The sequence below is a fragment of the Streptomyces xingningensis genome (assembly GCF_054957865.1).
Genome location: NZ_JBDJPF010000005.1, coordinates 26,346 through 39,874 on the forward strand (window position 1 = coordinate 26,346; position 13,529 = coordinate 39,874).

At 69.9% G+C, this 13,529-nt stretch carries 8 protein-coding genes, 1 tRNA gene and 1 pseudogene; 4 read left to right on the forward strand and 6 right to left on the reverse strand.

The window, feature by feature from the left end; all coding sequences use genetic code 11:
- Positions 1 to 193 precede the first annotated feature (193 nt).
- From ABCR83_RS04180 to ABCR83_RS04190, 3 genes are all read right to left on the reverse strand, one after another.
- A complete protein-coding gene (locus tag ABCR83_RS04180) occupies positions 194 to 715 on the reverse strand; it encodes a single-stranded DNA-binding protein (RefSeq protein ID WP_462693395.1) in 522 nt (173 codons plus the stop codon).
- Between the two features lie 164 nt (positions 716 to 879).
- Complete coding sequence (locus ABCR83_RS04185) at positions 880 to 2,757, reverse strand: GTPase (RefSeq protein WP_462693396.1); 1,878 nt, start codon at positions 2,755 to 2,757, stop codon at positions 880 to 882.
- Entirely contained in the window at positions 2,754 to 4,439 is a 1,686-nt protein-coding gene (locus ABCR83_RS04190; protein WP_462693516.1) for a dynamin family protein, read from the reverse strand. The genes ABCR83_RS04185 and ABCR83_RS04190 overlap by 4 nt, the downstream gene beginning before the upstream one ends.
- 305 nt (positions 4,440 to 4,744) lie before the next feature.
- Here ABCR83_RS04190 and ABCR83_RS04195 point away from each other — a divergent pair.
- The 4 genes from ABCR83_RS04195 to ABCR83_RS04210 all read left to right on the forward strand — a co-directional run bounded on the left by ABCR83_RS04195 (position 4,745) and on the right by ABCR83_RS04210 (position 9,829).
- Positions 4,745 to 4,817: transfer RNA gene (locus ABCR83_RS04195), tRNA-Arg, on the forward strand.
- A gap of 1,078 nt (positions 4,818 to 5,895) precedes the next feature.
- The gene (locus tag ABCR83_RS04200; protein WP_462693397.1) at positions 5,896 to 7,455 is read left to right on the forward strand and encodes a hydantoinase/oxoprolinase N-terminal domain-containing protein; all 1,560 of its coding nucleotides are present in this window, start codon (positions 5,896 to 5,898) and stop codon (positions 7,453 to 7,455) included.
- 2 nt (positions 7,456 to 7,457) lie between these two features.
- Positions 7,458 to 8,537 carry a DUF917 domain-containing protein gene (locus tag ABCR83_RS04205; protein WP_462693398.1) on the forward strand — a complete coding sequence of 360 codons (1,080 nt, stop codon included), beginning with the start codon at positions 7,458 to 7,460 and terminating at the stop codon, positions 8,535 to 8,537.
- Positions 8,534 to 9,829 carry a metal-dependent hydrolase family protein gene (locus ABCR83_RS04210; protein ID WP_462693399.1) on the forward strand — a complete coding sequence of 432 codons (1,296 nt, stop codon included), beginning with the start codon at positions 8,534 to 8,536 and terminating at the stop codon, positions 9,827 to 9,829. The genes ABCR83_RS04205 and ABCR83_RS04210 overlap by 4 nt, the downstream gene beginning before the upstream one ends.
- 290 nt (positions 9,830 to 10,119) lie before the next feature.
- On the opposite strand, the pseudogene ABCR83_RS04215 reads toward ABCR83_RS04210, so the two are convergent.
- From ABCR83_RS04215 to ABCR83_RS04225, 3 genes and pseudogenes are all read right to left on the reverse strand, one after another.
- Positions 10,120 to 10,374, reverse strand: a pseudogene (locus ABCR83_RS04215) (aminotransferase class I/II-fold pyridoxal phosphate-dependent enzyme); the annotation flags it as partial.
- Positions 10,375 to 10,872: 498 nt separating this feature from the next.
- Positions 10,873 to 11,364 carry an Lrp/AsnC family transcriptional regulator gene (locus ABCR83_RS04220; RefSeq protein WP_462693400.1) on the reverse strand — a complete coding sequence of 164 codons (492 nt, stop codon included), beginning with the start codon at positions 11,362 to 11,364 and terminating at the stop codon, positions 10,873 to 10,875.
- Positions 11,365 to 11,885: 521 nt separating this feature from the next.
- Complete coding sequence (locus tag ABCR83_RS04225; protein ID WP_462693401.1) at positions 11,886 to 13,436, reverse strand: hydantoinase/oxoprolinase N-terminal domain-containing protein; 1,551 nt, start codon at positions 13,434 to 13,436, stop codon at positions 11,886 to 11,888.
- Positions 13,437 to 13,529: the final 93 nt, after the last annotated feature.

The window sequence follows — 13,529 nt, forward strand, 5'->3', positions numbered from 1 at the left end:
AGAGATCACATGACACGCCTCGCCGGGCAACTCAAAAAGCAGCAGCCCCCGTTGTACGAACCGGATCCTAAGGAGCGGGCGTAACACGCGACCCACACAAGTCATTCGCACGACCGATCCGAATCGGAATCGTTATCGGAGGAAGGCGTCCTGCCCGGCATTATCGATAAATCGGCCGGACAAATCCCTCATTTCACAGGGGAGTTGCCCTCACCGGCCCCCCATCCCCGCCCACCCCAACTGGTCTGGACCTTTCATGTGAAGGCGACCCCGCCCGCCCGGCCGCCGGCACGCCCGACTGCGACCGCACCGGCTCCCCCGCCATGCGCACCGGCTCCACCGGCAGCGGCCGAACCTGCGTCACCCTGCGAAATGCCGAAGTGCCGCGCGCCAGATCGTGTCCGATCGATACAGCGTCAATATCGGCCGACAGCCACCGCTTTCCGTCCCGCTCTTGACTGGTAATTCTCAACTTTCCCTGAACAATGAGCGGTTCACCGAGCGATACCGATGCGACCACATTGGAGGCCAGCGTCCGCCAGGCCCACACCGAGTAGAAGCTCGTGTAAGCGTCCGTCCACTCCTCCCGCCCCCGGTCCCAGCGGCGCACGGTCGCCGCGAGCCGGAACCGGGAGACGGCCGACCCGTTCGCGGTCTCCCGGAAGTCCGGCTGGGTCGCCACATTCCCCACGACCGTCACCAAGGTCTCGTTCATCGAAAGCGCCTCCCCCAACTCCCCCGCCGGGCCCCTTCACCCGGCCTGTGACCTCATGGTGCCCTTGATCACCAGATCCCGCTGAAGGCTGTGGACCACAACCGGACGGTGGACAACGCCGTCACCCACTCCACCCCCGTCCACACCTCTCGATCTCCCCTGCCTCACCCCTCACCGGTGGCAATCACAAACTGTGCCCGTACCTCCCGGTACCGCAGCAGTTCCGCCGCCACCGGCTCCAGTACCCGGGCCCGTCCGCACCCCGCGGCCGCGGCCCGCAGCCGACGCTCGGTCTCCAGCCCGTGCCCCCGCGCCGGGCCCCGCGCCGCCATCCGGCAGCACCAGGCCAGCACCGGACCGCCCACCCCGCCGCCCGCCACCAGTGCGCCGGGCATCCACCACGCGCCGCCGAACGAACCGACCGCCACCCCCACCAGCCAGGCCACGCCGGCCAGTTGCAGCAGCGCCAAGCCCACCTGGGCGACGGCCGTCATCATCCACCACCGGGGCCGCACCGGCCGCGGCCCGCCTCCGCCGCGCGTGCGCCCCGTGCTCGGCCGCCCCGCGCCCGTCCGCCGGCTCCCCGTGCCGCTCCCGCCCAGCCGCCTGCCCGGCACGGCAGCCACCGCACCGGCCGCCCCCGCCTCGTCAAGCGCCTCCGCCAGCCCCTGCGCCCCCCGCACCGCCGCCTCACGCACCGCCTGCGCCCAGGGCCCGGGCAGCCCCGCGGACGCCTCGTGCACCAGCGCCCGTACCGCCTGCTCGACCAGCGGCCGGGACGCGGTCCGGCGCGACGGCGACGCCTCGGCACCCTCCAGGGCTCCGAAGGCGCCCCGCCCCCGCAACCGCCGGTAGCGGCGCCGCACCCGGGCCCAGGCCGTTCCGCACGCCGCCTCGGCGTCGCGCAGCCAGGTCCGTTCCGCCGCCAGCCCGGACGCCCGGGCACCCACCGCCTCCGCCAGCCGGTCCTCGAACTCCTGCCGAACCCCCTCGGTCAGCCCCGGCCGGCCGTCCGCCACATACGCCGACCGCAACCGTGCCGACGCACCGTCCACATCCGCGGTCATCCGCAGCTCGGCGGCGCACCGCCGGGCCACGAACTGCCCCAGGGTCTCCCGCAGTTCACCGACCCCCTCGCCGGTCAGCGCCGACAGCGCCAGCACCACCGCCCCCGGCTCACCGTGCTCGCCGAGCGCCAGCCCGTCCTCGTCCAGCAGCCGCCGCAGATCGTCCAGCACCTGGTCCGCGGCGTCCCCCGACAACCGGTCCACCTGGTTGAGCACGACAAAGGTCACCTCCGCGTACCCGGCCAGCGGCCGCAGATAGCGCTCGTGCACCACCGCGTCCGCGTACTTCTCCGGGTCCATCACCCAGATCACCGCGTCCACCAGCCCCAGCAGCCGGTCCACCTGCTCCCGGTGACCGGCCGCCGCCGAATCGAGATCGGGCAGGTCGAGCAGGACCAGGCCGGTCAGCACCGGATCGTAGGGACGCGGCGGCTGCCGCCGGGCCCTGGCCGGGATGCCCAGTCGGTCCAGCAGACCGTCCGCGCGGTCCGTCCAGGCGCAGGAGACGGGCGCGGCGGTGGTCGGCCGCCGCACCCCGGCCTCCGCGAGCTGCGCCCGGGCCAGGGCGTTGAACAGCGTCGACTTGCCGCTGCCGGTCGCGCCGGCGAGCGCCACCACCGTGAGGTCGAGCGAGTACCGCTGGCGCGCCGCGGTCTCCTCCAGGACCCGCCCCGCCTCGGCGAGCGTGTCGCCGTCCAGCCGCGCCCGCGACAGCCCGACCAGCTCGCGCAGGGCGTCCAGCCGCTGCCGCAGGGCACCGTCGACGGAGGTCGCGACACGGGGTTCGTCATTGGCCGGAGGGCGCTCCACCGAAGCCGCGCGCTCCTGCTCCTGCTGACGCGCCTTCTCCTCATCGCTCTGCTCCGGGCGCGCACGGCGCGCGATCAGGCCGTCGTCCCAGGAGCGGTCCACGGCCTCGGAGGCCGGCCGCTTCCCTTGCTCACCAGGGCCGTTGGCGGACTGCACCGCGGTCACCTCTCCTTCTGCAGTACGGACAGGGCCGCGATCAACTCGACCTGAGGGTCCGGTGTCACATCGAGCGCCTCGAGCGGGGCGGTCCTGCGGTCCCGTTCATCGGCCAGCACCCGTTCCAGGCAGTCGGCCAGCAGCTCCGCGCCCCGGTCGCGCAGCCGCAGCGCGCTCTGCGCGCCGAACAACTCGGCGAGGTTCTCCTCCGCGAGGTGAGCCCGGCGGCCGCCCAGCAGCGCGGCGGCGAGCAGGGCGGCGGCCCGGTCCGGGTCGCCGCCGGCGGGCCGCTCGAGGGTGCGTACCGCCTCCTCCGCGATCTCCTCCACACAGCGCCGCCAGTGACGGACCGCCACGCCGATCCGGGCGGCCGCCCCCTCCGCGTCCCGCGGTGCGAGGACCGTGTCGCCCGCGGGATCCCCGGAACCGGCCTCGGCGATCTTCTCGTCGGCAGCGTCCACCGCGCAGCTCAACAGCGCGATGAGGGCGCCGCAGAGAGCGCTGAACAGCTCGTCCGAGGTGCTGTCCCGGGGGTGTCCGTGCCAGTGGGTGAGCGCGTCCCCGGCGAGCGCCTCGCCTGCGGCGGCATCCCGCCGGACCCGCTCGGCGGCCCGCCCGTAGGCGTCCTCGGCCCGCTGCAGCAGCCGTACGGCCGCCGAATGCTGTACGGCCGCCGCCCCGGCCAGCCCGGGCAGCCGCGCCCCGAGCGAGGAGAGGACCCCGTCGGCGGTGCGGGCCCTGGCGACGGTCCGGGCCGCCGGGTCCTGCGCCCGCTGGGTCAGCCAGTCCCGTAGTCCCTCGACGGCGGTGCCGGGCAACAGCCCGCTGCCGCCCCCCACGGACTCGGGCAGTTCCGGAATCGTGAAGCGCGGTACGTCACCGAGCCCCGCCGCCTCCAACAGCGCCCCGAACTGCCGGGACACCTCACCGGCCACCTGGTGCGGCACCCGGTCCACCACGGTGACGAGCGTGACGTCGTACTCCTTGGCCGCCCTCAGCAGATGCCAGGGCACGGCGTCCGCGTACCGGGTCGCCGTGGTGACCAGCACCCAGATATCGGCGGCGCAGATGAGCTCGGCGGCGAGTTCGCGGTTGCGGGCGACGAGCGAGTCGATGTCGGGCGCGTCGAGCAGGGCAAGACCTCGAGGCAGCGACCGATCGGTTTCCATACGCAAACCTGTGGGCTCATCATCACCCGCTTGACCCACCTGATCCGCCCGCTCCGCCGGGCCCGGATGCCCCCGATATCCTCCGCCCCCTTCTCGACCCGCCTCGTCCTCCCCGTCGAGCGCACCCGCCTCAAACGCCGCCCCGTCCTGGACCGGCACCCACACCCGGCGCAGCTCCGGCAGCACCCGCGGCCCGGCGAACCAGTGATGATCGTCCGGGTGGCAGACGAGCATCGGCGTGCGGGTCGTCGGCCGCAGCACCCCCGCCTCGGTGACCCGGCGCCCCACCAACGAGTTGACCAGCGTGGACTTCCCAGCCCCGGTGGACCCTCCGACCACCGCGAGCAACGGTGCTTCGGGGGCGCACAGGCGGGGCACCAAGTAGTCGTCGAGCTGCGCCAGGAGCTCGACCCGGTTACGACGGGCGCGGGCGGCGCCGGGAAGGGGGAGCGGAAAGCGCGCGGCGTCGACACGATCACGCAGTGCGGAGAGCGCGTCGAGCAGTCGGGGCCGTACATCCAAGGTCGCCACACGCGCAGAATGCCCAATTCTGGTGTGTTTTTGAAGCGTATAGCTCTTGGAGCGTGAGGCGTGGCGCATGAGGCCCCGGCATAACGAGTGCACAACACCCGGCGCGCGAGGCGTGAAAAACGGTGCACGATTCGCACCTGCCTGCGATTATCAGGACCGCTTCACCGAACCTCCACATCGTGTCACGGAGGTGAAGCAACCGGGACGAGGTACGCGGAGCCCTATCCTTGTCCCCGGCAAGGTCACGGCACCACCGAGCCCGGGGCTTCAGCCGTCCGCAACCGCCGTACGCACCGGCCCCCGTAGCTCAGTGGATAGAGCAGGCGCCTTCTAAGCGCTTGGCCGCAGGTTCGAGTCCTGCCGGGGGCGCTCTCTTATGGGCTGGTCAACGGCCCACACAGCCATTGCGGCCCGTTCCCCGATCTGGGCGAGATCGGGAGCGACGGCAGCCAAGATCGTGACTTGCAGCTGGACGCCCCGGTCGCGGCCGTCGTAACGGACACGGAGCTGGAAACCGTCGAAGATGCAGAAGGCGGTCCGAGGCGACGTCCCCGTTCGCCGCGACCTGCCCGAGCGCGAATACGAGTTCCCTCGACGAGGATTTCGATGCCGACGTGCACGTTCGGCATGGCGCGTCACTCCCCTCATGCGGTGCACAGTGCCCAGTGCAGTCGGTAGGTGTATGCACCAAGCCCAGTGACGATGCCCGTCCGGTGCGCGATGCTTCAACACAACTCACGGAGACCTGAGCATGAGAGGCACGGTTGACGACATCGCGCCGATGGCACGCGGCACCGCGGTCCTCGGTGGCGGACGGGCCGGATCACCGGCAAACCCTCGCCGCGTCCGTTCCGCCACTCGCGCCCAGTCCTGGGACTGATGCCGCCGATGCGACAGGTTTCCTCGCTGCTCACGCCCTGGCTTACGAGATCGAAAGTACTTCTTGTCCCGCCTCGGTCCGTCGTCGGCCTCGCCAGGCACCGCCGTTTGTCATCGAGTTCCTACGTGTCGGGTGTTGTAACGCCCTCGAGTCGCGCGCCTCAACGGCATCCCCGTCGCACGGGTCACGATCACCGCCTTCCGCGATCAGCGCCGGGGCGGAATCGTTCGCGGGCATGCTCACCTTCGGAACGCCCGGCTCGGCGCAGATCGCCGCCGGAACCGGGACGGAGAGGACAGCCCCCTCTGCCGTGCCGCTGGAAGGCACCCGGTCCTCGGGCTATTTCGGCAGCACGACTCGCGGCCCGTTCTACGTCCTCTTCCCATTCCCAGGCGTGCTCGACAGCGTCCTCTACACGGCCGGCGTGGGCCCCTTGTGGCAAGGCACCACTCCCGCCCGTGCTGATCGTGATCGCCCCTGTGTCCCTGGACCGCACCCGCGATGGCCGAACGGCGCCTGAGGTATGCCCCCCGGGCGTACGCGCCCACGACGAGAAGGAGAACCAACGTGCCGCTGCGCATCGGAATCGATGTCGGTGGGACCAACACCGACGCGGTCGTCCTCGACGGGAGTCGTGTGGTTGCCGCAGTGAAGTCCCCGACGTCGGAGGATGTGACGTCGGGCATCCGCGCCGCCCTCGCCAGGGTGCTCGAAGACGTGGGCATGGACGACATCGCCTCGGTCTTCATCGGGACCACGCACTTCATCAACGCGATTGCCCAAGCTCGCGAACTGGAGCGGGTCGCGGCGGTGCGGCTCGCCACGCCTCCCCAGTCGCTCCTGCCGATGGTCGACTGGCCCGACCGTCTGCGCGAGGTCGTCGACGGAGGCATCTACGTGTGCGCGGGCGGGGCGCAGTTCGACGGCTCGCTCCTCAACGAACTCGACGAGGCCGGTCTGCGCGACATCGCGCGGAAGATCGCCGAGTCCGGCGTCCGTCACATCGCCCTCAGCTCGGTCTTCTCAACGGTCAATCCGGACCCGGAGATCCGGGCGGAGGAGATCCTGCGGGACGAGCTGCCACACGTGTCGATCACCCGCTCCACGCTCGTCGGCAGAGTCGGACTCCTCGAACGTGAGAACGCGACGATCCTGAACGCCGCGCTCCTCGACCTGGCGGGCCGCGTGATCGACGGGCTCGAGGAGGTCGTCGCCGGCGTCGGCGTCCCGGCCCCGCTCCTGCTGTCGCAGAACGACGGCACCGTCATGACCCTCGGCCGGGCGCGGCAGTTCCCCATCTTCACGATCGCCTCGGGGCCGACCAACTCGATCCGGGGGGCAGCGCTTCTGACGGGCCTGGAGCACGGTGTGGTCGTCGACGTAGGAGGGACCACCAGCGACGTCGGGATGCTCCAGCACGGCTTTCCGCGAGAGTCGACGGTGGCGATGAGCCTCGCCGGTGTACGCAGCAACTTCCGGATACCCGATGTCCTCTCCGTCCCTCTCGGCGGTGGCACAACCGTCGCTGAGGACGGGTCCGCGGTCGGCCCGGAAAGTGTCGGCTTCCGTATCAACGGCGAGGCTCGGGTGTTCGGCGGGAACACCCTCACGTTCACGGATGTCGCGGTCGCGGCCGGCGCCGCCCGGATCGGGGACCCCGCGGCGGTCTCGGATGTTCCCGCCACCACCGTCCGCCGCGCACTCGACCTCGTGGCCGACCGGGTGGTACGGGCCGTCGAGAAGGCCAAGCTGACGTCGGAGGAGATCCCTGTGATCGTCGTCGGAGGCGGCGGGCCGCTCCTGGCCGCCCTCGACGGTCTCGGGGACGTCATCATCCCTGAGCACGCGGACGTCGCGAACGCCGTCGGCGCCGCCTTCGCGGAGGCCGGCGGCGAGGTCGACCGCGTGTACATGCTGGAGGGGACGACCCGGGCGGCCGCTCTGGACAGCGCCAAGGCCGAAGCGGTCGCTCGCGCCGTCGAGTTGGGCGCAGACCCGGAATCGGTGCGGATCATCGATGCCGAGGACGTCCCGCTCACGCACCTGCCAGGAGGTATGGCGGTGCACATCAGGGTGAAGGCCGTCGGCCCGTTCCGCTCCCTCGTCGCGGTCCCGGAAGGACACTGATCATGAAACTGATCGACGAGTCGGCGCTCGCCGACATCACCCTCGGCTCGACGGTGCTCGGATCCGGCGGGGGCGGTGATCCGTACGTCGGCATGCTGCTCGCCCGCGAGGCGATCCGGCGCCACGGTCCGGTCCCGCTCGTCGATGTCGAGGACGTCTCCGACGATGCGAACGTGGTCTTCATCGCCGGCATCGGCGCGCCCGGCGTCCTCATCGAGAAGCTCCCGCGTACGGACGAGTACGTGCGCGTGCTGCGCGACCTCGAACGTTTCACCGGCAGGACGTTCGGGTACGTCTGCGCCGCCGAGGCGGGCGGGCTCAACGCGGTCACGCCCTTCGCCACCGCGGCGGCGGCAGGCGTACCCGTCGTCGACGCCGACGGGATGGGTCGCGCCTTCCCCGAGTTGCAGCTGGTGACGCCGACCATGTACGGCGGGCGCTCGACGCCGATGGTCATGGCCGACGAGCACGGCAACACGATGTACCTGACGAGCGCGACGAACGCGTGGTCGGAGGCGTACACCCGCGCGGCGGTGGTGGCGAGCGGCGCGAACGCCGCCATGGCGCTGTATCCGATGACGGGGGCCGAAGCGAAGGAACGCCTCATCCGCGGCGCCATCTCGCTCGCCGGGGAGCTCGGCAGGACGATCCGGGAGGCGCGTGCCGCGCGCACCTCGCCCGTGGCGGCCGTACTCGCGCAGCAGAAGGGCGTGCTGCTGTTCACCGGCAAAGTGGAGGAGGTCGAACGCCGCAACGAGCGAGGCTGGACGATCGGAAAGGCCCATCTGAGCGGGCTCGACGGGGACCGCGGGCGTCGGATGACGCTGCACTTCCAGAATGAGAACCTCGCTGCCGAACGCGATGGACAGGTGGTCGCCACCTGTCCCGACCTCATCATGTCGATGGAGATCGACACCGGGGAGCCGATACCGGCCGAGGAGATCCGGTACGGCTACCGCGTCGCGGTCGTCGGGCTGCCCTGCGACGCGCGCTGGCGGACCAAGGCCGGCATCGATCTCGCCGGGCCGCGCCACTTCGGCTACGACATGGAGTACCGCCCCGTCGAGGAGGCGGCGCGATGACGCGGACAGTCCTGCGCGGCGGGCGCGTTTTCGACGGCAGCGGTGCCGAGGGGACCGTCGCCGACGTCGCCATGGAGGACGGACGGATCGCCGCCCTCGGAACCGGCCTCGACGGCGACGAGGTGATCGATGTCACGGGCGGCCTGGTGGCGCCGGGGCTCATCGACTGCCATGTGCACACCCTGTTCGACGGCATGGACTTCGCGCGGGTCCAGAGTCAGCCGTTCTCGATGCAGTTCTACGAGGCGATCGGAAACCTCGGACGGCTTCTCGACAGTGGCGTGACAACCGCGCGGGACGCCGGCGGGGCGGATCTCGGCATGAGGACGGCGCTGGAGGCCGGCCTCATCGAGGGCCCTCGGCTGACGATCGCGATCTCCGTGCTGAGCCAGACGGGCGGCCATGTCGACGGCTGGAACGTCCACGGCGACCTCCAGCGCCTTCTCGTTCCCCACCCGGGCCGCCCGGACTGCGTCGTCGACGGTGTCGAGGGGATGCGCAAGCGAGTTCGCGAGATCATCCGGGCAGGTGCCGACACCATCAAGGTGTGCGCGTCCGGCGGGGTGATGTCGACCCGGGACGATCCACGGCATTCCCAGTTCTCGCTCGAGGAACTCACGGTCTGCGTCGAGGAGGCCGCGGCAGCGGGCCGGCATGTGATGGCCCACGCGCACGGTACGGCCGGTATCAAGCAGGCGCTCCGCGCGGGCGTTCGATCGATCGAGCACGGCGTGTACCTGGACGATGAAGGGATTCAGCTGCTCCTGGAACACGACGCCTGGCTCGTGCCGACCCTGATGGCGTCGGCCTCGATCGTCGAGGCGATCGACGCCGGCATGAACGTCCCGCCCGAGGTTGCGGCGAAGGCGCGCGGGATCACCGCGACCCACCTGGAGGCCGTCACGCGCGCACACGCCGCCGGTGTCCGCATCGCCCTCGGTACCGACAGCGGCGTCTTCGCCCATGGATCGAGTCACCGCGAGCTGATGTGGCTGGTGCGGGCCGGCCTGACACCGGAACAGGCCCTGCATGCCGCGACCGGGTCAGCCGCGGAACTGCTCGAACTCGAGGACGTCGGCAGGGTCGCGGTGGGAAGGGTGGCCGACCTGATCGTGCTCGACGGGGACGCGTGGGACTTCACGCGGTTCTCCGACAATTTGGCGCTGGTCGTCCAGGGCGGGACCGTCCGCCGTGACCATCGCCGGACCGGCACTACGCCAAGTTCTCGGACGGCGTTCGGGAGCAGGCCAACCGCCTCATCGAACAGTCGATGCGGGAGTGGGACCGTGTGAACGGGGAGGCCGCGTCTGCCGGCCGAGTCTGGGTTTTGGTCCGTGACTGGTCCGCTGTATTTACGCGTCAGGAGCACTCTTCGCTTTTCTGATCACCCGCCGGGACGCCCCGCCGCTCGAAAGCGCGAGGCCGGTGAGACTGAGCCTCGGCGTCGTTGGCCTGGAGAAGCTTCAGGCTGCGGGCCGTGCATCCTGGAACCTCATGCGACCCACGTCTTCGCCAACGCCAGGAAGGCGTCGTTCTCTTGTTCCAGGCCGATGGTGACCCGTACGCCCTCTCCTGGCGCTCCCACGCAGTAGCCGACGCGCAGCCCCGCCAGTGCGTATGCCTTCGAGAATGTCCGCAGTACCACGACGTTGGGGCGGCCACCGAACAGTGCCAGGGCGTCCGGTACAGCTGCCGGATCGGCGTACTCACGGTAAGCCTCATCGATCACGATCAGCACGTCCTTGGGCACCCGTTCCACGAAGGCACGCAGTTCTGCTTCACCTATCGCGGTCGAGGTCGGGTTGTTCGGGTTGCAGACGAAGATGAGCCCGGGTCGACAACGGTGTGCAGCAGTTGGCCGCACACTTCGGAGGAGCCGGCTCCGACGGCGACACGGTCCGGAGCCACATCGTGATGGACAGCGATCGCTTCCACCAGGCTCGCTGCGCTCATGACCGGGTACCGAGAGACGTCCTGGGCGAGCTCAGTGAGCCTGACGGCAACCCCGGGCAGCAGTCCGTAGGGCGACTCATTGCTCGCCAGCAGTGCCGCATCTGGACGGTCGGAGCTGGACCATGGGGACTCGCTTTTCACCGGTTTTCCGAAGGATGTACTGAGAGGGATGGTGGGTCATGGCGAACACACAGTTCAAGCGATGAGCGAAACCCGCGACGGACTGTCCTTGGCACCCCCGACGTCTCGCAGAATGTCGTTGTTGATGATGTGATCAGGGCCCGTGTCCAGACAGTTGGCTGCCCTCTGCGGGCGAATATGCGCGAAGGTACACGGGTGGGCATACGGGCGGGTGCGCGCGATCAGAGGCACGTTTTCAGGTTCAGTCGAGTGCTCGTCCGGGGGATTCGTCGAAGACGAGCCAGGTTCGCGTCGAGCGGACTCCTGGTATCTCCTGGATCTTCTCCAGCACGATCTGGCGCAATGTGTCGTTGTCCGGAGTCCGGGTCAGGACGAGGACATCGAAGTCGCCGCCGACCAGCGAGGAGTGCTCGATGCAGGGGATCTCGGTCAGCCTCTGTGAGATCGTGCGCCACGCGTTCTGGTCGATGGTGAGCATCACATACGCGGTTGTGGCCAGCCCGATCCGCCGGACGTTCAGGTCGACCGAGAAACCGTTGATCACGCCGTTGGCGATCAGCCGCGAGATGCGTGTGTACGCGTGTGCGCGGGAAATGTGGACTGCGTCGGCCAGGGCTCGGACCGAGATGCGGCCGTCTTGCAGAAGGGCGGCGATGATCGCTCGATCTGTCTCGTCGAGCTGCACCGCGGGACCGCCTGGGACGTATCCCCCCGACGGGACTTCGAAGGACATGCTGCACTCCCGTTCGGAACATGCCCGGTGCGGCAATGGTCGGCACTGGTGGTCTGGGACGCGAAATGTGTCTTGGCGGACCGACCAGTGGCTCCAGAGGTTCACGCAGAGTGGCAGAGTCGCCCGATTTCGAACCAGATGATCTTGCCATCTGCGAGAAGGTCTTGACCCCAGCGGTGGCCTGCCAGCACGTCCACCATGGCCGGCCCCCTGCCGCTCTCGTCTTCGTTCCCCACGCTAAGTTGGAGCAAGGCGCCAGTCACGATGCAGATGGACCAGCGCTTCGGGTCAGGGGATGCACAATGCACAGCCCCGAGCAGGAGCCGTTTGCATCTGTCGCCAGGACCGGGCGTTACGAAGGTCCGTATTCCAGTGCCGCCAGTCGGACCGGACCGCGCTCCTCGAGTGCTGCCTGGGCGAGGAGCCTGCCGATGTGGGGATCGCCCCCCGCCACCGGCTCCGAGGACGGCGGCGCCGCGGGCTGCGTCGCTCAGGTCGCGGGTGGTCAGCTCGCGCATGTCTCAGTTCTCCAGTGCGAGGGAGCCGACCGCCTTGACGCGGATGCGCGTGGCGTTTCCGGGCAGGTAGGGAAGGGGTACCTCGTCACACTCGACGATGGACACACTCGCCGGTGTCGCTCCTGCTGCCACGGCTCGCTCGGTCGCCTCCTGCCGGGCCGCGTCGAGCACACTGCCACGCCGGCCGGGGGGTGTGGCGAAGACGCGGTCGACCTCACCTCCGACCTGCGCGATGGCGGCTCCGACCGCGTTGGCCACGGCGTAGTTGTCCGGGCGGTGTATCTCGCCGCATCCTTCGATGTGGTCCGGCAGCAGGATCGATCCGCCGCCGACCGCGATGACCGGAAGTGGTTCCGCCGTCGTGCGCATCCGTTCCACCAGCCCCGCGATGTCTTCGGCGATGGTTTCCAGGACAGCGGCGACGAAGTCCTTGCCCAGATGGGCGACGAGGCCCGGGTCCCCGATCTCGGCGCGGCCCGCCGCCACGGCGATGTCCGTGGCAGTGAGGGTGTCGCCGCCGAAGACCAGGGCACGCTGCTGGAGAGCGGCCCCGACGGAGTCCGGCCCGATGGTCGTCCCCGGTGCGCCGGTCCGTACGATGCTTCCACCTCCGATACCGACGCTGAGGACATCAGGCATCCGGAAGTTGGTACGGATCCCCGCAATGCTGACCTCGCCGGCGGCTTCGCGGGGGAAGCCGCGCTGGATGATGCCGACGTCGCTGGTCGTGCCACCCACGTCGACTATGGCGCAGGTGTCGAGGCCGGAGAGGAGGGCGGCGCCGCGCATCGAATTGGTGGGACCCGAGGCGAACGTCGCGACGGGATGGTGCCGTGCGAAGTCGACGTCCATCAGGGTGCCGTCGTTCTCGCTCAGGTACAGAGGTGCCTGGATGCCGGCCTTGGACAGGGAGCCGGTCAGGCCCTCCACGATATGGCCGGCCAGTTCCCGAAGAGCGGCGTTGATGATGGTCGCGTTCTCCCGCTCGAGCAGGCCGATACGGCCGATTTCGTGCGACAGGGACACAGCGACCCCTGGGATCTCCGAGCGGACGACGTCAGCCGCACGCTCTTCGAACTCGGCGTTGATCGGTGAGAAGACGGAGCTGATTGCCACGCTCCGCACACCGTGCCCGGCCATGTCGGCCGCGGCCTGCCGGATTTCGTCCTCGTCCAGCTCGGCGATGTGCCGGCCATCGAACTCGTGGCCGCCGTGGCAGAGGTAGTGACGGCCTCTGATCGCCTCGACCAGCTGTTCCGGCCAGTCGGTCATGGGCGGCAGGGAGCTGGTCGCCGGGAGCCCCAGGCGCAGGGCCGCGGTGGGCGCCAGGCGCCGAGCTTCCACCAGGGCGTTGAGGAAGTGGGTGGTGCCGATCATGACGGCCCGCACCTTCGCGGGTTCGAAGCCGTACCGGCGCCGCAGCTCGTCGAGAGCGGAGACGATCCCGGAGGTGACGCCCTCCGTGGTGCGTGTCTTGACCGTGGCCAGGACGCGGGTGCCGCTCATCAGGACGGCGTCGGTGTTGGTTCCGCCGACGTCGATGCCAATGCGCACGACGGTACTCCTTGAGTGGAAGGGGTGGGTAACTGCACACTAGGAAGTGTGTGCGAGGCAGGCTTTACACGGTCGTGTGATGGTCGGCTTCTG